Source organism: Burkholderia sp. BE17 (assembly GCF_009362305.1).
GTDB classification, from domain to species: Bacteria; Pseudomonadota; Gammaproteobacteria; order Burkholderiales; family Burkholderiaceae; genus Burkholderia; species Burkholderia pyrrocinia_C.
Map to the genome: position 1 here is coordinate 138369 of NZ_WHNU01000001.1, position 20640 is coordinate 159008.

Sequence of the window (20640 nt, forward strand, 5' to 3'; positions counted from 1 at the left end):
TCCTCACCAGTTGCGGAACCGGGCCGGCGGCGCATAGAGCCCGCCCGACCAGTGCACGAGATCCTTGATCGAGCGCGCGGCGAGCCAGCGGCGGTCGGCGTCGAGCGGATCGATGCCGAGGTCCTCCGGGCGGCGGATCACGCCGCGCTCGCGCAGCCGCTCGACCATCTTCCGGTCGCGGCCGCGGCCGACCTCCGTATAGCCGGCGACGCCGCGGATCGCGTGCTCGCGCTCTTCCTTGTCGCGGCACATCAGCAGGTTCGCGATCCCTTCCTCGGTGACGATGTGCGTGACGTCGTCGCCGTAGACCATGATCGGCGCGAGATCGAGCTGCAGCTTGTCGGCGAGCTTCAGCGCATCGAGCTTCTCGACGAACATCGGCACGTTCTTGTCGCCGAAGGTCTCGCCGATCTGCACGACGAGCTTGCGGCCGCGCCGCAGCGCCGCCGGCGTGTCGGGGTCGGCTTCCGCGCCGGCCTTCAGCCACGGCTCGCTCGGATGGCGCCGCCCGCGCGCGTCGCTGCCCATGTTCGGCGCGCCGCCGAAGCCGGCGATCCGCTCGGCCGTGACCGTCGACGAATGGCCGGACAAATCGATCTGCAGCGTCGAGCCGATGAACATGTCGCACGCATAGAGGCCGGCCGTCTGGCAGAACGCGCGGTTCGAGCGCAGCGACCCGTCGGGGCCCGTGAACCACACGTCGGAGCGCGCGCGGATGTAGTCGTCCATCCCGACCTCGGAGCCGAAGCAGTGGACCTGCTCGACCCAGCCCGATTCGATCGCCGGAATCAGCGTCGGGTGCGGATTGAGCGCCCAGTGCGTGCAGACCTTGCCCTTCAATCCGAGCTTCGCGCCGTAGGTCGGCAGCAGCAGCTCGATCGCGGCGGTGTTGAAGCCGATCCCGTGGTTCAGGCGCTTGATGCCGTACGGCTCGTAGATGCCCTTGATCGCGAGCATCGCGGTGAGAATCTGCGTTTCGGTGATCGCGGCCGGATCGCGTGTGAACAGCGGCTCGACGTAGAACGGCCGGCCGGCCTCGACGACGAAATGCACGCGGTCGCCGGGGATGTCGACGCGCGGCACCTTGTCGACGATGCGGTCGACCTGCGCGATCACGACGCCGTCCTTGAACGCGGTGGCCTCGACGACGGTCGGCGTGTCCTCGGTGTTCGGGCCCGTGTACAGGTTGCCGTCGCGATCGGCGCTGACCGCGGCGATCAGCGCGACGTGCGGCGTGAGGTCGATGAAGTAGCGCGCGAACAGCTCGAGATAGGTGTGCACCGCGCCGAGCGCGATCTTGCCGCCGAACAGCAGCTTCGCGATCCGCTGCGACTGCGGGCCCGAATACGCGAAGTCGAGACGCTTCGCGATGCCGCGCTCGAACACGTCGAGATGCTCGGGCAGCACGACGCCCGACTGCACCATGTGCAGGTCGTGCAACTTCGCGCTGTCGACGTCGGCGAGCGCCGTCGCGAGCAGGTCGGCCTGCTTCTGGTTGTCGCCCTCGAGGCACACGCGGTCGCCGGGCCGCAGCACCGCTTCGAGCAACGCCACGGTGTCGCGCGCATCGACCCGCTTGCCTTGCGCGTAAGCCGCGCCGGCCGCGAGGCGTGCATCGCGCGCCTGCCGCGCGTGATTCCATCCCGTCATGAACAGTTCTCCCGCTTCGATGGTTCAGCGGCATTCTAAGCCTGGCGCCGCCGCCGATTGATGATGTAGACGAATGCGACTCAGAGGACGCCGCGATGGATTTGGCCCACGCACGGGTCGCATCGCATGGCCCTAGCCGCCGACCAGCGCGCGCGTCGTGAAGAACAGCACCGACGGGCCGAGCAGGCAGCCGACGCCCGTATGAAACGTCGCAACGAGCGCGCCGTACGGAACGAGCCGGCGGTCGGTCGCGGCGAGCCCCGCGCTCACGCCGCTGACGGTGCCCGCGAGACCGCCGAAGATCATCGCGGAACGCGGCGTCTTCAGGCCCATGAAGTTGGCCGCGACCGGCGTGCCGACCATCACGATGATCGCCTTCACGAGCCCCGTCGCGATGCTGAGTGCGATCACGTCGGAGCTCGCACCGATCGCCGCGCCCGTGACGGGCCCGACGATGTAGGTGACGGCGCCCGCGCCGATCGTCGTCATGCTGACCGCGTCGGTATAGCCGAACGCGCGCGCGATGCACGCGCCGACGATGAACGGCAGCACGGTGCCGAGCAGCAATGACACGACGCCGACGAGCCCGGCCTTGCGCGCCTCGGTCGGCTGCACTTCGAACGCGGTCGCGACGATCGCGAAATCGCGCAGCATCGCGCCGCCCATCAGGCCGACGCCCGCGAACAGCGGCACGTCGGCGAGCCCCTTCTCGCCGCCGGTGAACGCGCCGCCGACATACGCGAGCGCGAGACCGATCACGATCGCGATCGCGGAGCCGTGCACGCGGCCGAACGTGAGCTTGCGCGACGCGATCGACGACAGCCACATGATCAGGCCGACCAGCGCGAACGACGCGACGAGCCCGTTATGGGCGACGACTTTTTCGAGCATCTGCAGCATGGCGGCCTCCGTTATTGTTCTTCGAATTGCGGCACGCCCGCGAAGGCCGTGTCGTCGCGCCCCATGCGCACCAGTACCGCAATGCAGCATGTGCAGATCGCGACCGCGCCGACGGCGGCCAGCAGCGCGACCGGGCCGCCCTTCAGCGCGGCGACGACGTTCTGGTTCGCGGCCATCGCGACGACGACCGGGATATACATCGCGCCCCAAAAGCCGACGCCGGCCTCGGTCTCCTTCGGCAGCCAGCCGCGCCGGTGCAGCCACAGGCGCAGGCAGATCAGCAGCAGCATCGCGATGCCGACCCCGCCGACGTTGGTTTTCACGCCGATGGCCGTGCCCAGCAGGTCGCCGAGGAACAGTCCGGCCAGGTGGCAGAACGCCAGCAGCGCGGTTCCGTAGATGATCATGAGTCGTCTCCAGTCTCTTCGTGACGGGCGCCTGACGCGTGCAGAAAGCGGGCCCGCACGTCGATCCCGTGCGCGGACTGTCTCCTGCGGCGGTGCGCCGCGGCCCGGCGGCTCGTCGTGCGGGCGCGTTCTCGGGCGGTCGATGGGATGATGCGGTTTCGGGCCGGACGCCGGATGCCGTAGACTGACCGATGCAGCCTCCGGCACGACGCGGGCCACGCGTCCGGTTCGTCCCGTTTCACGGGCCGCACCGGGGCGTGATCCGATACTAGCGCCGCAATATCCGGCCATTTATGAAGTTGTCGAAACCGATTCAGTGGATTTAGCAATGCGCCCGTTACCGCCCGAACTGCTGCGCAGCTTCGTCGCCGTCGCCCAGTCCGGCAGCTTCACCGCCGCGTCCGAGCGCGTGAACCTGTCGCAGTCGACCGTCAGCCAGCACATCCGCCGCCTCGAGGAGCTGCTCGACCGGCCGCTGTTCGAGCGCGACACACGCAACGTGCACCTGTCGCAGCACGGCGACGCGCTGTTCCGCTACGCGGTGCGCATCCTCGAACTGATGGACGAAGCCGTCACGTCGGTGTGCGGCCCGCCGCTGTCGGGCAAGGTGCGGCTCGCGATGTCGGAGGATTTCGCGTCGACGCACCTGACGTCCGCGCTCGCGAGCTTCGTGCAGCGCAATCCGGAAGTCGAGCTCGCGATCTCGACCGGGCTGTCGGGCGACCTGTTCGACGCGCTCGACGAAGGCCGGCACGATCTCGTGTTCGCGAAGCGCATCGCGGGCAGCCGGCGCGGCCGCGTGATCCGCAGCGAGCCGCTGTACTGGTGCACCGGCCCCGATTCGCGGATCACCGGCCACGAGGCCGTGCTGCCGCTCGCACTGCATCCGGAGCCGAGCGTGTCGCGGCGCCGCGTGCTCGAAACGCTCGACGCGATCGGCCGGCCCTACCGGATCGCGGTGGTGAGCAGCAGTATCGCGGTGCTGCGCGCGGCCGCGAGCGCGGGGCTCGGTGTCAGCGCGTTCGCCGGCTACGTGATCCCGGCCGGGCTCGCGCGGCTCGACGCGGGGCTGCCCGAACTCGGCGAACTCGAATATGTGATCGACCGGCCGGCGGCCGCGTCGCGCTCGACGCTCGCGCTCGAAGCCACGCTGATCGCGGCGGCCGCGGAGTTGTAGCAGCAACAGCAGCGACGGCGGGCGACGCGCATGCGCGGCCCACCCGCAACTGACAGCCTTGCCCGGAACGCGTCATCGTCCGCGCAGCACCCGCTCGCGACAATGGGGCCCATCGGAACGCACGGCAAGCCGCCGTGCGCATCCGGTGTCCCGTCCCCTTGATCGGAGCACACCATGAACGTCTTGCGATTCGTCGTCGCGACCGCCGCAGCCACGCTGCTTTCCCCCGCCTTTGCCCAGACCGATGCCGCCGCGCCCGAACCGGGCCTGACACGCGCGGAAGTCATCGCCCAGCTCAAGCAGGCCTATCTCGACGGCGAACTGCCGACGAACGACGGCAACTATCCGCCGAGCGCCGCGACGCGCGCGCGCAACCGCGAACTCGTGCAGGCTGCGAGCCCCTCGTGGCTTGCCCAGACGCCGCAGGCACCGCAAACGGCGGCGCAGCAGTAGCCGAGCAAGGCCTAACCGATCGCGGCCCGACCGAAACGCGCCGCTGCGACGCGGTCAGGGCAAGAAGCTGCGGCGGCGCGCGTCGATCAGCTCGACGAGCAGCCGGTCGCGCTCGGCCGCCAGCTCCTGCATCGAATGCTCGCCCTGGATCGCGCGCAATTCGTCGGTCAGCTTGCGATCGACGTCCGGATCGAACGAAGGCGTGCCGAGGTCGCCCCACCAGCTCGCGATCGGCCCCGACAGGTGTTCGAGGAAGTGCGCGATCCCGCCCGCGCCGCCGCCGAGGTGATAGGTCAGGCACTGCCCCATCAGCCCCCAGCGCAAGCCGGGGCCCCATGCGACGGCCTTGTCCGCATCGGCCACGCTCACGACGCCTTCGCCGACGAGGTGATACACCTCGCGGAACAGCGCGGCCGCGAGCCGGTTCGCGACGTGGCCGGTCATCTCCTTGTTGAGGACGATCGTCTGCTTGCCGAGCGCATCGTAGAAATCCTTCACGCGCGCGATCACGTCCTTGTCGGTCGCGTCGCCGCCGACCAGCTCGACAAGCGGAATCAAATGCGGCGGGTTGAACGGATGCGCGATCAGGCAGCGTTCCGGATGCTTCGCGCACGCGGTCTGGATGTCCGACATCTTCAGGCCCGACGAACTCGACGCGATCGGCACGTGCGCGGGCAGCACGTCGTCCATCTGCCGGTACAGCGCGCGCTTCAGGTCGAGCCGTTCCGGGCCGTTCTCCTGCACGAAATCGACACCGTCGAGCGCGCGCACGAGATCGGCGTCGAACGACAGCCGCACGGAAAGTTCGGCGGCCCGGTCGCCGAGAAACGCCGCCAGCGCGTCACGCAAACGCGCGTCGGCTTGCGGCGCCGGATCGGTCGCGACGACGTCGAAGCCCTGCGTCAGATAGAAAGATGCCCAGCTCGCGCCGATCACGCCGGCGCCGACGATCGCGATGCGTCGAATGTCCATGGTTGTCCCGTCTCGTTGGTCTGCCGATATCGCGGCGATTGTCGCATCGAATCGTACGGGCACGCGTTGACGCAAGTTGCAGGTTCCCTCTTGAAATGCGCTGCGGCAGCCACTAATTACGCGTTGCCGGGCGGTGCTCCACGCAAGCGCACTGCCCCGTTTCGACCCAGTGGAGCCACCCGTCGCGCCCGCCGCAGGCGTCGCGCCGTCGCGTCTCCCGCGTTCCCTGTTCCGGAGGATCATCATGAGCGGTATCCATAACGGCCACGACCTGTTCGACGAATTCGCCCGCGTGCAGCGGCAGGTCGCGAACCTGTTCGGCGAGCTCCCGCCCGGCATCCGCGCGGTGCGGCCGGGCGCATTTCCCGCGCTCAACGTCGGCGCCACCGACGATGCGATCGAGATCGTCGCGTTCGCGCCCGGCATGGCCGCGGCCGACTTCGACGTGTCGATCGACAAGGACCTGCTGACGATCAGCGGCGAGCGCAAACCGGCGCCGCGCGGCGAAGGCGACGACGTGCGCACGTATGCGCAGGAGCGCTTTCACGGCACGTTCCGCCGCGTCGTCGAGCTGCCGCAGAATGCGGACGCCGACAACGTCAGCGCGCGTTACGAAAACGGCTGCCTGCTGATTCGCATCGGCCGGCGCGAGGCATCGAAGCCGCGCGCGATCATCGTTCAGTAATATTCAGGATACCGACATGAATACGAACCCGACCCTGGCCGAACGCCACACCGCCACTGCCCACCCGGCTGCCGCGGAAGCCGCGCGCCGGCCCGCGATCACGCCGGCCGTCGACATCGTCGAGAACAACCTCGGCGTCACGCTGCGGGCCGACCTGCCCGGCGTGCCGCGCGAGAACCTCGACGTGAAGGTGCACGACAACACGCTGACGATCGAAGCCGATACGCACATCGACACGCCGGCCGACCTGCGCGTGCGGCACGCCGAAATCCGCGCGCCGCGCTATGCGCGCACGTTCGTGCTGAGCCCCGATCTCGACACATCGAGGATCGACGCGAACCTGCGCGACGGCGTGCTGACACTGACGATTCCGCGCCGCGAGGAAGCGCGCCCGCGCCGCATCGACGTGACAGCCGGCAACGCGTAAGCGTTGGCGCGCCGCAGCGCGACGTGTTGCGACGCGCATGAAAAACCCCGCCGGGCGCGATGCCGGGCGGGGCTTTCTTGCATCGGGCGACGCGCGTGCGTGCGCGCCGTATCCGGATTCAATCGAAATCGAACAGGTCGAACATCGATTTGCGGCGGCGCTGGCCGTCGTGCCGGTGGCGGTCGTCGTGCGAACGATTGTCGCGTCCCCAGTTGTCGCGATCGCGCGGCGCATGGGTGTGGGCATGGGTGTCCCGCGACGCAGCCGGCTCGTCGCGGCGCGCCGGCGCATCGCCGCTCTCGCGCGCGATCAGCTTGTCGAGTTCGCCGCGATCGAGCCACACGCCGCGGCACGTCGGGCAGTAGTCGATCTCGATCGACTGGCGCTCGGCCATCAGCAGGTCGGGCGTCTTGCAGACAGGGCATTTCATCGCGTTTCTCCTTTTGGTGCGAATTCCTGACGAATTCCGTATGAAGGCGCGCGAGCCGGCCGTCGCGGCGGCCGGCGTCACGCGTGATCGCTCAGCGGCCGTCCACCCGTGCCGCGCGCTTCGCCTTCGCGCGCCGCGCCAGCATGTTCATGCCCTCGACGAAAGCCGAGAACGCCATCGCCGCGTAGATGTAACCCTTCGGCACGTGCGAACCGAAGCCTTCGGCGATCAGCGTCATGCCGATCACGACCAGGAACGACAGCGCGAGCATCACGATGGTCGGATTGCGGTCGATGAAGCGTGCGAGCGGCTGCGCGGCGAACAGCATGACGGCCACGGCGACGATCACCGCGACGAACATGATCGGGACGTGCTCGGTCATGCCGATCGCGGTCACGATGCTGTCGATCGAGAACACGATGTCGAGCATCACGATCTGGCCGATCGCGGCCCACATCGTCAGGCCGGCCGCGCCGCCGGAACCGCCGTCGCCGTCACCGTCGTGCGACACGTGGTGATGGATCTCGGTGGTCGCCTTCCACACGAGGAACAGGCCGCCCGACAGCAGGATCATGTCGCGCCACGAGAACGCGTGGTCGAAGAGCGTGAACACGGGTTCGGTGAGGCTCGCGATCCACGCGACGCTGCCGAGCAGCGCGAGGCGCATCACCAGCGCGAGTGCGATGCCGAGGCGCTGCGTGCGGGCGCGCTGCGCTTCGGGCAGCTTGTTGCTGAGGATCGAGATGAAGATCAGGTTGTCGATGCCGAGCACGACTTCCATCACGACGAGCGTCAGGAGCGCGGCCCAGACGGCGGGGTCGGCGGCAAGCGTCAGCAGGTAGTCCATGAAATGGGCCGATACGAAAGTGGAAAGCCCGATGATATGCCGCCCCGGACTTCGTAAAAATCAGAGAGAATCTGATTTTAAGTTCGGTTTTTCCGAAGTCTCGATCCGATGCTCAATTTCCGACATCTGTACTATTTCTGGGTCGTCGTGAAGGAAGGCGGCTTCGCGCGCGCGGCCGGGCGGCTCGACATGGCCGTGCAGACGATCAGCGCGCAAGTGCGCGAGCTCGAGAAATCGCTCGGGCACCAGTTGTTGCGCCCGGCCGGGCGCGGCGTCGCGATGACCGACGCGGGCCAGGCCGCGTATGCACGCGCGGAGGTCATCTTCGAGATGGGGCGACTGATTCCCGACGAAGTGCGCGCGGCGGCCAGCCAGCCGACCGTGCGGCTCGCGGTCGGCCTCGCGGACGGCATCTCGAAGCTCGCAGCGCACGCGATCCTCGCACCGGTGCTCGATACGCCCACGCTGCGGCTGCTGTGCCACGAGGGCGAGCACGATGCGCTGCTCGCGGAACTCGCGCTGCATCATCTCGATCTCGTGCTGGCCGGCCAGGGCGCGCCGTCGGGGTCGAACCTGCGCGTGACGAGCGAGCGGCTCGTCGCATCGCCGGTCGACTGGTATGGCCCCGCGGCACTCGTCACGCCGGCCGCGCGGCAACGCTTTCCGCAGTGCATGGCCGACCTGCCCGTGCTGCTGCCGACCGCGCATTCGGCGCTGCGCGCGCGCCTCGACCGGTGGCTCGAAGGCGAACGGATCGTGCCGCGCGTGGCCGGGGAATTCGAGGACAGCGCGCTGATGGCCGTGTTCGCGGCGCGCGGCCTCGGCGTGTTCCCACTGAGCGAGCTCGGCGCGAACGACGCATCGCTGCTGCGCGGCCTCAGGCGGCTCGGGCGCGCGGGCGACGTGACCGAGGAGATCCACGCGATCCGCTCGCGGCGCGGCGAACATCATCCGCTGACGTCGCAATTGCTGGCTGCCGCGCGGCCGTCGCCGGCAGGCTAGCGCCGGTCCGCGCTCGTTCCCGCCCTTAACGGCTCGCCGAAACTGTCATCGGCGGAAACAGCCCCTGAAGCAAACGAGACATCAAACGAAACTATAATGACGCCCCGGCCATCCGAGATTGCCACGCGCCCATTTCCGGCCCCGCCCTTGCGCGACGGCCGCCATCCGGTTGCCGCGCGACGCGCGCAACCCGGCGCGGCAGCTCGCCGAGCCTTCTGAAAGACGCCATGCACAACCGATTTCGCCTGTTTTCCGTTTCGTGCGCGCTCGCGGCCGCGACCGTGCTGGCGGCGTGCTCGACGCCGCCCAAGCCGATCTACCAGCAGGAACAGTTCGACGCGGCGACCAGCCCGTATGCGCATACGTTCCACTCGAAATCCGACGCGGCCTGCGAGGCCGCGCGGCGTGCGCTGTTGAGCCAGGGTTATGTGGTGTCGTCGTCGCGCAACGACGCGGTCGACGGCAGCAAGAATTTCCAGCCGAACAACGACATGCACGTCGTGATCGAGTTTCACGTCGTGTGCGCGGATGCGAACGCGGACGGCTCGTCGAGCATCGCGTACGTGAACGCGGTGCAGGACCGCTACACGCTGAAGAAGTCGAATACGTCGGCCAGCGTCGGCCTCAGCGTGTTCGGCTCGCTGTCGCTGCCGATCGGATCGAGCGACGATGCGCTCGTGAAGACCGCGAGCGAGACGATTCCGGCCGGCGTGTTCTACGAGCGCTTCTTCAATCTCGTCGACCATTTCCTGAAGATCGACCCGGCCCGCCGCGACCGCGCCACCGTGAAGGCCGCCGAGAAGGAACCCGTCACGCCGCTGCCCGAACCCGCGCCGACGCCGCAGGGTGAACCGATGAAGATGACGACGCCGGTCGTGCCGACGCCGCCCGCGGCGCCGGTGCCGCTTTCGGTGCCGGGTGTCGCGCCCGGGTCGAGCACGAACGCCGTGCCGGCCGGGGCGTCGGCCGTTGTCGCGCCGGCTGCGATGCGCGCTGCCGCGCCGGTGGCGGCGTCCGGTTCGGTGGCGGCATCGGCTTCCGCACCCGCGTCAGCTTCCGGTTCGGTGCATGCGTCGACTTCCGCACCGGCTTCAGCGCCTGCACCCGCTTCCGGCACGGCGTCGCCGCCTGCCAGCGCGGCATCGACGCCCGCCGTTGCGGCGCCGGCCGCCGCCAACCCGGCATCGACCGTGCCGGCGCCTCGGGCCGCAACATCCGCATCGGTATCGTCATCCGCGCCGTCGAGCGCGTCGCATACACCGGCGGACAAAACGCCCGCCCCCGCCGCAGCGGACCCCGTCGCGTCATCCGCGCCGTCCGGCGCGAGCGCACCGGCCGCGAACTGACCGGCTGTCCGACTAGCTGTCCGACTAGCCGTCCGACTGGCCGTCCGACTGGCCGTCCGTATCGTCGCGCCCGGCCGCATCCGGCGCAGCGCGACGATACGCATCCCCTTCCCCTTCATCCGCCGCAGGAATTTCCGCGCGCCCGTTAGCTGCCTGCCGGCAGCGTTTCCGCCATTGACATAACGGGAACGCGACGCCGGCGCTACGACATCCGAATCCGGGTATGACACGTTTCGTGGCAACTGCATAGGCGATGCCCGCGGTCGCCGAAATCGACGCTCGTCCTTCCTTCGCCCGACCAACCCGCGTGCCGGCTTCCCCGCTTATCGCAACGTCGCGCGCAGCGTCTGCAGATGCTCGACGGTGGCCGTTACGCCGCCGCAGACGATCACGGCGATGTCCGACGCCGACGCAAGCACCGGCACCGGCCGCTCGAGCGCGGCCAGCGCGGCGCCGCACGCGGGCTCGACGACGATCCGGTGTTCGTCCAGGAACCGCAGCGACGCGGCCACCGCTTCCGCATCGGACACGACGACGGGATGGATCTCGTGCCGCGTCGCCCATTCGACCGCAGCGTCGCACGGCCGCTTCGCGCCGAGCGACGTTGCGATGCTCGCGATCGCCGGCAATTCGACCGGGCGCCCTTGCGCGACCGAGCGCGCATAACAGTCGGCGCCTTCCGTTTCGGCCGCGACGACCGGCACGTCGTGCCAGCCGTTGCGCGCCAGCCCTTCGAGCACGCCGCACAGCAGCCCGCCGCCGCCGACCGCGAGCACGACCGCATCGGGCTTCGGGCCGACGGCCGCCATCTCGTCGATCATCGTCGCGTGCCCCTGCCACAGCACGCTGTCGTCGAACGGATGCACGAACGCGTCGTGCTCGCCGAGCGCCGACTGCGCGAACGCGTTCGCCTCGGCCCAGCTCGCGCCGTGCACGACCAGTTCCGCGCCCTCGACGCGGATCAGCTCGCGTGCGCGGGCCGACGCGCTTTCCGGCACGACGACCAGCACCGGCACGCCGAGTTCGCGGCCGCAGTACGCGACCGCGATGCCCGCGTTGCCGCCCGACGACGACACGAAGCGCCGCGCGCCGGCCGCGTGCCGCGCTTCGCAGACGGCGCCGATGCCGCGCAGCTTGAACGAGCCCGACGGCTGCAGCGCGTCGAGCTTCAGCCGGATGGTCCTGCCGAGCCGGCGGGATGCGATTTGCGAGCGGATATAAGGGGTCGGGATATGAAGCGGCATGAGGCGGGACACGATCGGAACGGAGGGAACACACGCGACTCGCGAACGAGTGCGGCAACGACGGTCATCGTACGGTACGCCCGCCATGCTTTCCAATACCATCGAATGGCGTTTGCTATGCTTCACAGGCATATCAACGAACCGGAACGGGCTCCGCATGCGCCAGATCGAACTGCGTCACCTGCGTTACTTCGTGGCCGTCGCGCAAGCCGGCAGCGTGATGGCCGGCGCCCGCGCGGCCGGCATCGTCCAGCCCGCGCTGTCGCGGCAGATCCGCGAACTCGAGGACGCAATCGGCACGCCGCTGCTGATCCGCCGCGCCACCGGCGTCACGCTGACCGCGGCCGGCGCGAGCTTCCTTCGGGATGCGACCGGCCTGCTCGCAACGCTGCAGGACAGCCGCGAACGCGCGCTGCGCAGCGCGGCCGGCCAGCTCGGCGAACTGCGGCTCGGTGCACTGCCGAACTGCCTGCCGCTGCCCGTCGTCGCGAACGTGCTCAAGGCGTTTCGCGACGCGTGCCCCGACGTGAAGCTGTCGATCGCGCCGATGCTGTCGGCCGAACAGGCGAGCGCGCTGGTGCGCGGCCAGCTCGACGGCGGAATCATGGCGTGGCGTCGCGACGAGGCGCCGCACCTGTCGGGCGTGCGGCTGCTGAGCGACCGCTTCGTGCTCGCGATGCCCGCGCCACCCGGCGGCCGCTTCAACGCGCCGCGCACGCTGGCCGACGTCGCGAACGAGCCGTTCGTCTGGTTCGACGCGCAGCGCTCCGCCGCGCACCACCGGTTCCTGATGGCACAGTGCCGGCAGGCCGGCTTCACACCGCGCATCGCGCAGGTCGGCAGCGACATCCCGACGCTGATCGGCCTCGTCGCGGCCGGGATGGGCTGCGCGTTCGTGCCGGAAAGCGCATCGCCGACCTGCCCGCGCACGGTCCGGCTCGTCGCGCTCGACGAGCTCGCGAGCCGCTTCGACATCGAGTTCGTGTTCGACGGCGCGGCAGCGGTACCGTCGCCCGTCGTCGCACGGTTTCTCGCGGCCGTGCGCGAGGCGGCCGGCGAACCGGATTGACCGGGCGCCGCGCGTCGGATACCGGGCGCGCGCGGCAAGCGATCGAGCGACGCGATTCGCGCCACCGGCTGGCGAACGGATTCCGCCCTCCGTCGAATCGACGTTTTGGCCGGTGCAACGCGCCAGGCAGCGTCATCGAGCCCGCCCGCGAACGATCCTTCAAAACGGTGATGACGGACGTCCCGGCACCCGCATTTTTAAATTGACACCAAAAACGGCCGTTTAACGCCATTTCGAATTGTCACGTGCCGAAATATACTTCGCGCGCATCCAGTCCTCGTGCCAATGAGAGGATGCGTTTCCGCCCCGGTCACGGTCCCCCTGTGGCCGGGGCTTTTTTGCCTGCGCGCCGCGCCGGCAAAGGGTTTTCGGCCGCGACGCGACGCCCGCGCCGAGTAGTTGTCGTCCGCGCATGAAGGCCCCGTTCGATCCTCCGGTCACACACCGCTGCGCAGTCGCCGGCCGGCTCCCGGCTCGCCGCGCGCGACGAGCGTCGATCCGTCGCAAGCCGCCACCGGATCGCGATCCGCCGGCCGGAGGCCACGCCCTTCGCATGACGAAAAGCCTTTCGCAACACGCATCTTCGTTCGCCCGCCCCGCCGGCGCGCCGCCCGCGGGCCTCGCGCGCACGCCGGACGTGCTCCGCATTGTTGACATGGAATCAAGATAATTTCGTCCGCATGCGGCTTTTTCCGCAAAAGTAATGCAGGCACACTTCGCACTGTCCTAGACAGCCCCGTGCTGTTGTCCCTCGATTACAGGAGCCCATCGCGTGAACGCCACGACTTCACCTCCTTCCCGCCCGGGCGGCAGCGCCGCGCTGCCGCTGCTGGCGCTCGCCGCCGGCGCGTTCGGCATCGGCACGACCGAGTTCTCGCCGATGGGCCTGCTGCCCGTGATCGCCGACGGCGTGCACGTGTCAATCCCGCAGGCCGGCATGCTGATCAGCGCGTATGCGATCGGCGTGATGGTCGGCGCACCGCTGATGACCTTGCTGCTCGCGCGCTGGTCGCGCCGCTCGGCACTGATCGCGCTGATGTCGATCTTCACGATCGGCAACCTGCTGTCGGCGCTCGCGCCGGGCTACACGACGCTGCTGCTCGCCCGCCTCGTGACGAGCCTCAACCACGGCGCGTTCTTCGGGCTCGGCTCGGTGGTCGCGGCCAGCCTCGTGCCGCGCGACAAGCAGGCCAGCGCGGTCGCGACGATGTTCATGGGTCTCACGATCGCGAACGTCGGCGGCGTGCCGGCCGCGACCTGGCTCGGCCAGATCATCGGCTGGCGCATGTCGTTCGCGGCGACCGCAGGCCTCGGCCTGATCGCGATCGCCGGCCTGTTCGCCGCGCTGCCGAAGGGTGAAGCCGGCAAGATGCCCGACCTGCGCGCCGAACTGTCGGTGCTGACGCGCCCGGTCGTGCTCGGTGCGCTCGGGACGACGGTGCTCGGCGCCGGTGCGATGTTCACGCTCTACACGTATGTCGCGCCGACGCTCGAACACCTGACCGGTGCGACGCCCGGCTTCGTGACCGCGATGCTCGTGCTGATCGGCGTCGGCTTCTCGATCGGCAACATCGCGGGCGGCCGGCTGGCCGACCGCTCGCTCGACGGCACGCTGGTCGGTTTCCTGCTGCTGCTGATCGCGACGATGGCCGCGTTCCCGCTGCTCGCCAGCACGCATGCCGGCGCCGCCGTCACGCTGCTCGTGTGGGGTATCGCGACGTTCGCAGTCGTGCCGCCGCTGCAGATGCGCGTGATGCGTGCGGCGCACGAAGCGCCGGGCCTCGCGTCGGCCGTCAACATCGGCGCGTTCAACCTCGGCAACGCGGTCGGCGCGGCAGCCGGCGGCGCGGCAATCTCGGCCGGCTTCGGCTATGCGGCGGTGCCGCTCGTCGGCGGGCTGATCGCGGCGGCCGGACTCGCGCTCGTCGTGCTGCAGATGGCGCAGCGCCGCAGCGCACCGGCCGCCGCGAATTCGTAATCGCGCCCCGTCTCGCGCCGGCACCCGGCGCGGGCGGGCGGCGCACGCGCTCCGGCGCCGCTGCGTCAGCGCGCGCCGGCAAACCCGCCGAAGAACGCACGCGCATTCGCGTCGAGGCTGTCGAGGTGATAACCGCCCTCCTGCACGATCACCGTCGGTAACCCGAGCGCACCGATCGCGCCGCCGAGCCGCCCGAAACCGTCGGTCGTGACGGCGACCTGCGATTGCGGATCGTCCTTGTAGATGTCGAAGCCGAGCGCGAGCACGAGCGCATCGGGCTGGAACCGCGCGAGCGCGCGCAACGCGTCGTCGAGCCGCTCGAAGAACACCGACTCCGGCGCGCCGTGCGGCATCGGCAGGTTGAGGTTGAAGCCGTCGCCCGCCCCCGCGCCCGTCTCTTCCTCGTAGCCGGCGACGACCGGATAAAAGTTGGTCGGGTCGCCATGGATCGATACGTACAGCACGTCGTCGCGGCCGTAGAAGATCTCCTGCACGCCTTGCCCGTGATGCATGTCGGTGTCGAGGATCGCGACCCGGCGATGGCGGCCGAGCAACGACTGCGCGGCGATCGCCGCATTGTTCAGGTAGCAGAAGCCGCCGGCCGCGTCGCGGCGCGCATGATGGCCGGGCGGCCGGCACAGTGCGTAGGCCTCGCGCGCGCCGTCGTTGACGTCGGCCGCGGCCGCGAGCGCGCCCTGCGCCGACCAGTACGCGGCGCGCCACGTGTTCGCACCGACCGGGCAACTGCCGTCGGCAAGGTAGCGCGCGGCTTTCGCGAGTATGCCGCGCAGCGGGTTCGGATCGCGCACGAACACGTTCGACATCACTTCGTCGCCCCAGTCGTCGGGCATCTGCTTCCAGTCGCGGTGCGCGTCCTCGAGAAAGCGCAGGTAGTTCATGTCGTGCACGGCCGCGATCGGCGCGGTGCCGCGGTCGGCCGGCTCGCACACGTCGAAGTCGAGCGAGCGCACCGCCGTGACAAGCCGCGCCGCGCGCTCGGGCACCTCCTGCGGTTCGCGCATCTGCCCGCGCGACAGGTAGCTGCGCGGATGGTGCAGCAGTTGTTCGGGATGGAAATAGGTTTTCATCGTTCGTCCTCGTCGGTTCGCCGCGTCATGCATCGTGCGCGGTGGTTGCCGTTTCGACGCGCGCCGCGATGCCGGCGCGCGCCAGCACCGCATGCAGCAGCACGTTCGTGCCGCGCGTCACGTCGTCGGGCAATGCATCCTCGGCTTCGTTGTGCGACAGGCCATCGACGCACGGGATGAACACCATCGCGGTCGGGAAGCGGCGCGCGAGCAGGATCGCATCGTGGCCGGCGCCGCTGACGATCCGCTCGTTCGTGTAACCGAACGCGGCGGCCGCCTGCGCGACCAGCTCGACGCAGTCGCGATCGAACGGCGTCGCCGGGCTGCGCCAGCAGGTATCGATCGCGACCTGCACGCCGCGCGCGGCGGCGATGCGCATGCAAGCATCGCGCAGGTCGCGCTCCATCGCATCGACTTCGGCATCGTCGTGATGGCGCAGGTCGACCGTGAACGTCACGTCGCCGGCGATGGTGTTGCGCGACGCGTTGCGGATGCCGACCTGCCCGATCGTCGCGAGCCCGCGCGGCGCGTAGCCGGCGACGATCCGTTCGAGTTCGAGCGCGATCTGCGCGCTCGCGAAATATGCGTCCTTGCGATACGGCATCGGCGTCGTGCCCGCGTGCGCGGCGACGCCCGTTACCGTCACGTCGAGCCAGCGGATCGCCTGCCCGCCCGTGACGATGCCGATCGTCGTGCCGTTCGCCTCGAGCACGGGCCCCTGCTCGATATGCGCTTCGAAATACGCATCGACCGCGCCGCCCGTCGCGCGCGTGCCGCGATAGCCGCATGCGTCCAGCGCGGCGCCGAGCGTGACGCCATCGGCGTCCTGCTTCGCCAGTGCGTCGGCGAGCGGCAACGCGCCCGTGAACACCGCCGAGCCGAGCATCGCCGGCGCGAAGCGCGCGCCTTCCTCGTTGGTCCACGACACGATCTCCAGCGGCTTGTCGGTCGCGATGCCCGCGTCGTTCAGCGTGCGCACGAGTTCGAGCGCGGCGAGCACGCCGTACACGCCGTCGAAGCGGCCGCCTTCGGGCTGCGTGTCGAGATGGCTGCCGATCAGCACCGGTGCGGCCTGCACATCGGTGCCGTCGCGCCGCGCAAACAGGTTGCCGGCTTCATCGACGCTCACCGTCATCCCCGCGTCGCGGCACCATTGCGCGAACAGGTCGCGCCCACGGCGGTCGTCGTCGGTGAGCGCGAGGCGCCGCACGCCGCCGCGCGGCGTCGCGCCGACGCGCGCCATGTCAATCAGGCTCTGCCACAGACGCGCGCCGTCGATTTCCAACAGGTCTTTCATTTGCACTCCGGATGAATTCGTTCTTATAGGCTCAGTGCGAGCCGAGCGCTTCGGCCGCGGCCGGCTGCGCCGCCCGGCGCGCGTCGAGCGCGACGATGCAGAGCAGCGAAATGCCGGCGAGACACGTGTAGAACACCGCGAGCGGCCACCATTGGCCGACGAAGCGATGCGCGAGCCACGTGCCGACGAGCGGCGTCAGGCCGCCCGCGATCGCGCCGCAGATCTGGTATGCGAGCGAGATCGCCGAATAGCGCACATGCGCGGGAAACACTTCGCTGACGAAGCCCGCGATCACCGAATAGAAACCGGCCATGCACACGACCGCAAGCGCGATGCCCGCGACGAGCGACGCGGACGTGCCGCCCTGCACGAGCATGAACATCGGATACGGCGACAGCATCGCGAGCAGCGCCGCGAGCTTCAGGAAGCGCGCGCCGCCGATCCGCTCGGCGATCCATGCGGCGATCGGCTGCGCGACGAACTGAATGATCGCGACCGCGAACAGGCTGTCGAGGATCAGCGAACGCGATACGCCGACGTACTGCGTCGTGTACGCGATCATGAACGTGTTCGTGAAATAGACGCCCGCGATCCCGATCGTGTTCGCGCCGATGCAAAGCAGCACGAGCCCCGACGCGGAACGGAACACTTCGGCGACCGGCAGCTTCACCGTGCGGTTCGCTTCCTTCATGCGAGCGAATTCCGGCGACTCGTTCACGCCGAGCCGGATCAGGAGGCCGACCACCAGCAGCACCGCGCTCGCGAGAAACGGCAGGCGCCAGCCCCATGCGAGGAAGTCGGCCTTGTCCATCGACGTGACCGCGCGGAACGCGATCAGCGACAGGATCAGCCCGGCCGGGCTGCCGAGCTGCGCGAACGACGCGAAGAACGTGCGGCGCCCCTGCGGCGCGTGCTCGCCCGCCATCAGCACCGCGCCGCCCCATTCGCCGCCGACCGCGATCCCCTGCACCACGCGCAGCACGACGAGCAGCACCGGCGCGAGCATGCCGACCTTCGAATAGTCGGGCAGCAGCCCGACGCAGACGGTCGCGATGCCCATCATCATCAGCGTCGTCATCAGCGCCTTCTTGCGGCCGATGCGGTCGCCGAGATGGCCGAAGATGACACCGCCGAGCGGCCGCGCGAAGAAGCCGACCGCGAACGTCGCGAACGACGCCATCGTGCTGACGAACGGGTCGTGCGACGGGAAATAGAGTTCGCCGAACACGAGCGCGGCGGCGGTCGCGTAGATGTAGAAGTCGTACCACTCGATCATCGTGCCGATGAACGCGGCCGTCGCGGCGCGCGCTGGCTGGCGGGCGGAAGGAAGGGACTGGGTCATGCGGGCTCCTGATGCGCGCCGCGTTGCGGGCGACACGCAATATCGTGGTGACGGCCGTCTGTGGCGGCCTCGCGCCGCACGCTGCGGCGCCCCTCCTTTATCGGCGACCGCAAATCATTAGTCAAATTTCAAGTTATTATTCGCCGTATAAATTCAACTAATGTCCGACCCGACGCCTCGCCCGGAGACCCGATGCGCCCCGACCTCGCCCCGTTCCTGAACGACCGTCTCGACTGGAACCTGCTGCGCACCTACCTGGTGATCATCCAGGAGCGCAGCGTGAGCCGCGCGGCCGCGCGCCTGCACGTGACGCAGCCGGCCGTGAGCCAGGCATTGCGGCGGCTCGAGGACGCGCTCGAGCGCCGGCTGATCGAGCGGCGTGGCGCGCACTTCGCGCCGACGCCGGCCGGCGAAGCCGTGTACCGGATCGCAAGCGACATCTACGGCGGCATCTCACGCCTCGAAACGGAAATCGACGACAGCACGGCCGACCTGACCGGTTCGATCCGGCTGCTGACGGTGAGCCGCATCGAATCGCCCGTCTACGACGAGTTCCTCGCCGACTTCCATCGCGCGTATCCGCGCATCGACCTGCAGATCGAAGTGATGCGCTCGTCCGACATTCTTTCGTCGCTGCTGCAGAAAACGGCCACAGCCGGGCTCGGCCTGTGCCGCACGCCGCACGACAAGCTGGAGATGCGCTGCTTCCTGCGCCAGCGTTATGCGATCTACTGCGGCCGCCATCACCGGCTGTTCGGGCAGACGCAACTGCGGATGGACGATCTGCTTGCGGAGAATTTCGTGTCGTTCACCAGCGACCAGATCGGCGACAGCCTGTCGCCGCTCACCGTGTTCCGCGACCAGAAGGGCTTCACGGGGCGCATCGTCGCGTCGTCGCCGAGCCTCGAGGAAGTGCGGCGGCTGATCTTCGCGGGCTACGGGATCGGCTGCCTGCCCGAGCACATCGTGCGCGACGACATCGCGCAGCAGCGGCTGTGGCGGCTGCCGCCCGACGACGGGCTCGTCGACGTCGACGTGTTCCTGCTGTGGCATCGCGACCGCAAGATGAACGCGGCCGAGCACGCGTTTCTCGACGCGATGGAGCGTTGCATGCAGCGCTATTCGCTCGCGGAGCGGCTGGGGAAGTAGCGGCGCGAACTCGCGCGGAGAAAGCGCCGAACGCACACGGCCCGGCGCGTCGACGACGTCAGAAGCGATGCACGATGCCGAGCTGCACGCCGCGCGCATTCGCGCCCGGATACGCGAGCGGCAGGCCGGGGTTCGCCGCGCCCGCGAGCGTGTAGCCGGCCTGGTTGCGGTTGCGCAGGTACGACAGCGCGCCGTAGAAGCTCGTGCGCTTCGACAGGTCGTACTCGTACATCAGCCCGAGCTGATCCGCGTTGTTGCCCTGCGACGACTGGTCGTGCAGATACGCATAACCGAGCGCGACATAGTTCGCCGGGTTGAGCTGGTATTTGACCGACAGCCCATACACGCGCGAGTCGATCCCGAGGTCGGCCCACTTCACTGCGGAAAAACCGCCGTACACGGTCGCCTTGCCGATCGCGTACGACGCGCCGGCCATGATCGTGCGATCGGTCGTGGTCGCCGTCGCGTTCTTCAGCCACTGGCCCGCGACGAACGCCGCGAACGGCCCGTGTTCGTAGGTCAGGTCGAACTGCTGGCTGGAGCCTGCCGAGCGCACGCCGCCCGCATCGCCGAACCCGAAGTACAGCCCGCCCTGGAAGCCGGCGATTTCCGGGCTCTGGTACGACAGCGTATTGCTGGTGCGAAACGCGAACACGGTCAGGTTGTCCATGCCGGACGCCTGCGTGACGCCGCCGAACGCATCCTGCCCGCCCTGGTCGTTGAACAGCGGCGAATTCTGCCGGCCCGCGCGCACCTTGCCCCACTGCCCCGCGACGCCGACCCACGCCTGCCGGTTGAACATGCTGCCCGAACTCGCCAGCGTGCCGTCGTTCGGGCTGAAGCCGTTTTCCAGCGCGAACTCGATTTTCTGCCCGCCGCCGATATCCTCGCCGCCCTTCAGCCCGAACCGGCTGCCCCACTGGCCGCCCGAGCCGATCGCCGCCGTATAGCCGTTGCCGGTATTCACGTATTGCGCGAATTCGTCGATCACGCCGTACAGCGTGACGCCGTCCTGCGCGAGCGCGGCGCCCGAGCCTGCGAGGCAGGCGGCCGCCACCGTCATGCGAAGACCGGCGTGCACCGGCCGTGCCCGGGAATCGCTGCCGCGGGCTTTCATTCGTTTAGTCATACTATTCAATGGAAAGAGAATGAAACGACGCCGGGCGCGACGATAACG

Annotated in this window: 20 protein-coding genes; 9 read left to right on the plus strand and 11 right to left on the minus strand. The window is 69.1% G+C overall.

Annotated elements, in window-relative coordinates; translation table 11 throughout:
• Positions 1–3 precede the first annotated feature (3 nt).
• From mdcA to madL, 3 genes are all read right to left on the minus strand, one after another.
• The gene (gene mdcA, locus GD429_RS00635; RefSeq protein ID WP_152855236.1) at positions 4–1650 is read right to left on the minus strand and encodes a malonate decarboxylase subunit alpha; all 1647 of its coding nucleotides are present in this window, start codon (positions 1648–1650) and stop codon (positions 4–6) included.
• Positions 1651–1782: 132 nt separating this feature from the next.
• The gene (gene madM, locus GD429_RS00640) at positions 1783–2550 is read right to left on the minus strand and encodes a malonate transporter subunit MadM (protein ID WP_034183254.1); all 768 of its coding nucleotides are present in this window, start codon (positions 2548–2550) and stop codon (positions 1783–1785) included.
• A gap of 11 nt (positions 2551–2561) precedes the next feature.
• On the minus strand, positions 2562–2957 hold the full coding sequence (gene madL, locus GD429_RS00645; protein WP_152855237.1) for a malonate transporter subunit MadL: 396 nt from the start codon (positions 2955–2957) through the stop codon (positions 2562–2564).
• A gap of 328 nt (positions 2958–3285) precedes the next feature.
• Between madL and GD429_RS00650 the strand changes: the two genes are divergently transcribed.
• Positions 3286–4134, plus strand: coding sequence for a LysR substrate-binding domain-containing protein (locus GD429_RS00650; RefSeq protein WP_072435890.1), 849 nt, complete (start codon positions 3286–3288; stop codon positions 4132–4134).
• 174 nt (positions 4135–4308) lie between these two features.
• Entirely contained in the window at positions 4309–4587 is a 279-nt protein-coding gene (locus GD429_RS00655; protein ID WP_152855238.1) for a DUF4148 domain-containing protein, read from the plus strand.
• Between the two features lie 54 nt (positions 4588–4641).
• Here GD429_RS00655 and GD429_RS00660 read toward each other — a convergent pair whose 3' ends face one another.
• On the minus strand, positions 4642–5559 hold the full coding sequence (locus tag GD429_RS00660; RefSeq protein ID WP_152855239.1) for a 3-hydroxyacyl-CoA dehydrogenase NAD-binding domain-containing protein: 918 nt from the start codon (positions 5557–5559) through the stop codon (positions 4642–4644).
• A gap of 244 nt (positions 5560–5803) precedes the next feature.
• Here GD429_RS00660 and GD429_RS00665 point away from each other — a divergent pair, with 244 nt between their 5' ends.
• Both GD429_RS00665 and GD429_RS00670 read left to right on the plus strand, forming a co-directional pair.
• Entirely contained in the window at positions 5804–6244 is a 441-nt protein-coding gene (locus tag GD429_RS00665; protein WP_152855240.1) for an Hsp20/alpha crystallin family protein, read from the plus strand.
• Positions 6245–6260: 16 nt separating this feature from the next.
• Complete coding sequence (locus GD429_RS00670) at positions 6261–6671, plus strand: Hsp20/alpha crystallin family protein (protein ID WP_152855241.1); 411 nt, start codon at positions 6261–6263, stop codon at positions 6669–6671.
• Between the two features lie 118 nt (positions 6672–6789).
• Here GD429_RS00670 and GD429_RS00675 read toward each other — a convergent pair whose 3' ends face one another.
• Positions 6790–7101 (minus strand): zf-TFIIB domain-containing protein, encoded by a 312-nt coding sequence (locus GD429_RS00675; protein ID WP_152855242.1) that lies wholly within the window; start codon positions 7099–7101, stop codon positions 6790–6792.
• A gap of 91 nt (positions 7102–7192) precedes the next feature.
• Positions 7193–7948, minus strand: a complete 756-nt coding sequence (locus GD429_RS00680; RefSeq protein ID WP_152855243.1) for a TerC family protein — start codon at positions 7946–7948, stop codon at positions 7193–7195.
• A gap of 108 nt (positions 7949–8056) precedes the next feature.
• Here GD429_RS00680 and GD429_RS00685 point away from each other — a divergent pair, with 108 nt between their 5' ends.
• The gene (locus tag GD429_RS00685) at positions 8057–8950 is read left to right on the plus strand and encodes a LysR family transcriptional regulator (RefSeq protein WP_152855244.1); all 894 of its coding nucleotides are present in this window, start codon (positions 8057–8059) and stop codon (positions 8948–8950) included.
• 227 nt (positions 8951–9177) lie between these two features.
• A complete protein-coding gene (locus tag GD429_RS00690) occupies positions 9178–10296 on the plus strand; it encodes a DUF2242 domain-containing protein (RefSeq protein WP_152855245.1) in 1119 nt (372 codons plus the stop codon).
• 323 nt (positions 10297–10619) lie between these two features.
• Here GD429_RS00690 and GD429_RS00695 read toward each other — a convergent pair whose 3' ends face one another.
• A complete protein-coding gene (locus GD429_RS00695) occupies positions 10620–11540 on the minus strand; it encodes a pyridoxal-phosphate dependent enzyme (RefSeq protein ID WP_152855246.1) in 921 nt (306 codons plus the stop codon).
• A 157-nt stretch (positions 11541–11697) separates the two neighbouring features.
• Here GD429_RS00695 and GD429_RS00700 point away from each other — a divergent pair, with 157 nt between their 5' ends.
• Both GD429_RS00700 and GD429_RS00705 read left to right on the plus strand, forming a co-directional pair.
• Positions 11698–12609 (plus strand): LysR family transcriptional regulator, encoded by a 912-nt coding sequence (locus GD429_RS00700; protein ID WP_152855247.1) that lies wholly within the window; start codon positions 11698–11700, stop codon positions 12607–12609.
• Between the two features lie 772 nt (positions 12610–13381).
• The gene (locus GD429_RS00705) at positions 13382–14587 is read left to right on the plus strand and encodes an MFS transporter (RefSeq protein ID WP_321574314.1); all 1206 of its coding nucleotides are present in this window, start codon (positions 13382–13384) and stop codon (positions 14585–14587) included.
• Between the two features lie 65 nt (positions 14588–14652).
• Here GD429_RS00705 and GD429_RS00710 read toward each other — a convergent pair whose 3' ends face one another.
• From GD429_RS00710 to GD429_RS00720, 3 genes are read right to left on the minus strand one after another with little or no spacing between them, the layout of a single operon-like run.
• Complete coding sequence (locus GD429_RS00710) at positions 14653–15675, minus strand: histone deacetylase family protein (RefSeq protein WP_152855248.1); 1023 nt, start codon at positions 15673–15675, stop codon at positions 14653–14655.
• Positions 15676–15700: 25 nt separating this feature from the next.
• Positions 15701–16972, minus strand: a complete 1272-nt coding sequence (locus tag GD429_RS00715; RefSeq protein ID WP_152855249.1) for a Zn-dependent hydrolase — start codon at positions 16970–16972, stop codon at positions 15701–15703.
• A gap of 31 nt (positions 16973–17003) precedes the next feature.
• Complete coding sequence (locus GD429_RS00720; protein ID WP_152855250.1) at positions 17004–18314, minus strand: MFS transporter; 1311 nt, start codon at positions 18312–18314, stop codon at positions 17004–17006.
• 192 nt (positions 18315–18506) lie between these two features.
• Here GD429_RS00720 and GD429_RS00725 point away from each other — a divergent pair, with 192 nt between their 5' ends.
• The gene (locus GD429_RS00725; protein WP_034183237.1) at positions 18507–19463 is read left to right on the plus strand and encodes a LysR family transcriptional regulator; all 957 of its coding nucleotides are present in this window, start codon (positions 18507–18509) and stop codon (positions 19461–19463) included.
• Positions 19464–19521: 58 nt separating this feature from the next.
• Here the strand turns inward: GD429_RS00725 and GD429_RS00730 are convergent, their stop codons facing one another.
• Complete coding sequence (locus GD429_RS00730) at positions 19522–20592, minus strand: porin (RefSeq protein WP_152855251.1); 1071 nt, start codon at positions 20590–20592, stop codon at positions 19522–19524.
• Positions 20593–20640: the final 48 nt, after the last annotated feature.

Bases quoted from the DNA above. Each gene is read 5' to 3' on its own strand.
- GD429_RS00700 (WP_152855247.1), top strand. From the start codon at position 11,698: ATGCGCCAGATCGAACTGCGTCACCTGCGTTACTTCGTGGCCGTCGCG.
- madM (WP_034183254.1), bottom strand. From the start codon at position 2,550: ATGCTGCAGATGCTCGAAAAAGTCGTCGCCCATAACGGGCTCGTCGCG.
- GD429_RS00670 (WP_152855241.1), top strand. From the start codon at position 6,261: ATGAATACGAACCCGACCCTGGCCGAACGCCACACCGCCACTGCCCAC.
- GD429_RS00660 (WP_152855239.1), bottom strand. From the start codon at position 5,559: ATGGACATTCGACGCATCGCGATCGTCGGCGCCGGCGTGATCGGCGCG.
- GD429_RS00710 (WP_152855248.1), bottom strand. From the start codon at position 15,675: ATGAAAACCTATTTCCATCCCGAACAACTGCTGCACCATCCGCGCAGC.
- GD429_RS00650 (WP_072435890.1), top strand. From the start codon at position 3,286: ATGCGCCCGTTACCGCCCGAACTGCTGCGCAGCTTCGTCGCCGTCGCC.
- GD429_RS00655 (WP_152855238.1), top strand. From the start codon at position 4,309: ATGAACGTCTTGCGATTCGTCGTCGCGACCGCCGCAGCCACGCTGCTT.
- GD429_RS00685 (WP_152855244.1), top strand. From the start codon at position 8,057: ATGCTCAATTTCCGACATCTGTACTATTTCTGGGTCGTCGTGAAGGAA.
- GD429_RS00690 (WP_152855245.1), top strand. From the start codon at position 9,178: ATGCACAACCGATTTCGCCTGTTTTCCGTTTCGTGCGCGCTCGCGGCC.
- GD429_RS00715 (WP_152855249.1), bottom strand. From the start codon at position 16,972: ATGAAAGACCTGTTGGAAATCGACGGCGCGCGTCTGTGGCAGAGCCTG.
- GD429_RS00725 (WP_034183237.1), top strand. From the start codon at position 18,507: ATGCGCCCCGACCTCGCCCCGTTCCTGAACGACCGTCTCGACTGGAAC.
- GD429_RS00695 (WP_152855246.1), bottom strand. From the start codon at position 11,540: ATGCCGCTTCATATCCCGACCCCTTATATCCGCTCGCAAATCGCATCC.
- madL (WP_152855237.1), bottom strand. From the start codon at position 2,957: ATGATCATCTACGGAACCGCGCTGCTGGCGTTCTGCCACCTGGCCGGA.
- GD429_RS00675 (WP_152855242.1), bottom strand. From the start codon at position 7,101: ATGAAATGCCCTGTCTGCAAGACGCCCGACCTGCTGATGGCCGAGCGC.
- GD429_RS00720 (WP_152855250.1), bottom strand. From the start codon at position 18,314: ATGACCCAGTCCCTTCCTTCCGCCCGCCAGCCAGCGCGCGCCGCGACG.
- GD429_RS00730 (WP_152855251.1), bottom strand. From the start codon at position 20,592: ATGACTAAACGAATGAAAGCCCGCGGCAGCGATTCCCGGGCACGGCCG.
- GD429_RS00680 (WP_152855243.1), bottom strand. From the start codon at position 7,948: ATGGACTACCTGCTGACGCTTGCCGCCGACCCCGCCGTCTGGGCCGCG.
- GD429_RS00665 (WP_152855240.1), top strand. From the start codon at position 5,804: ATGAGCGGTATCCATAACGGCCACGACCTGTTCGACGAATTCGCCCGC.
- mdcA (WP_152855236.1), bottom strand. From the start codon at position 1,650: ATGACGGGATGGAATCACGCGCGGCAGGCGCGCGATGCACGCCTCGCG.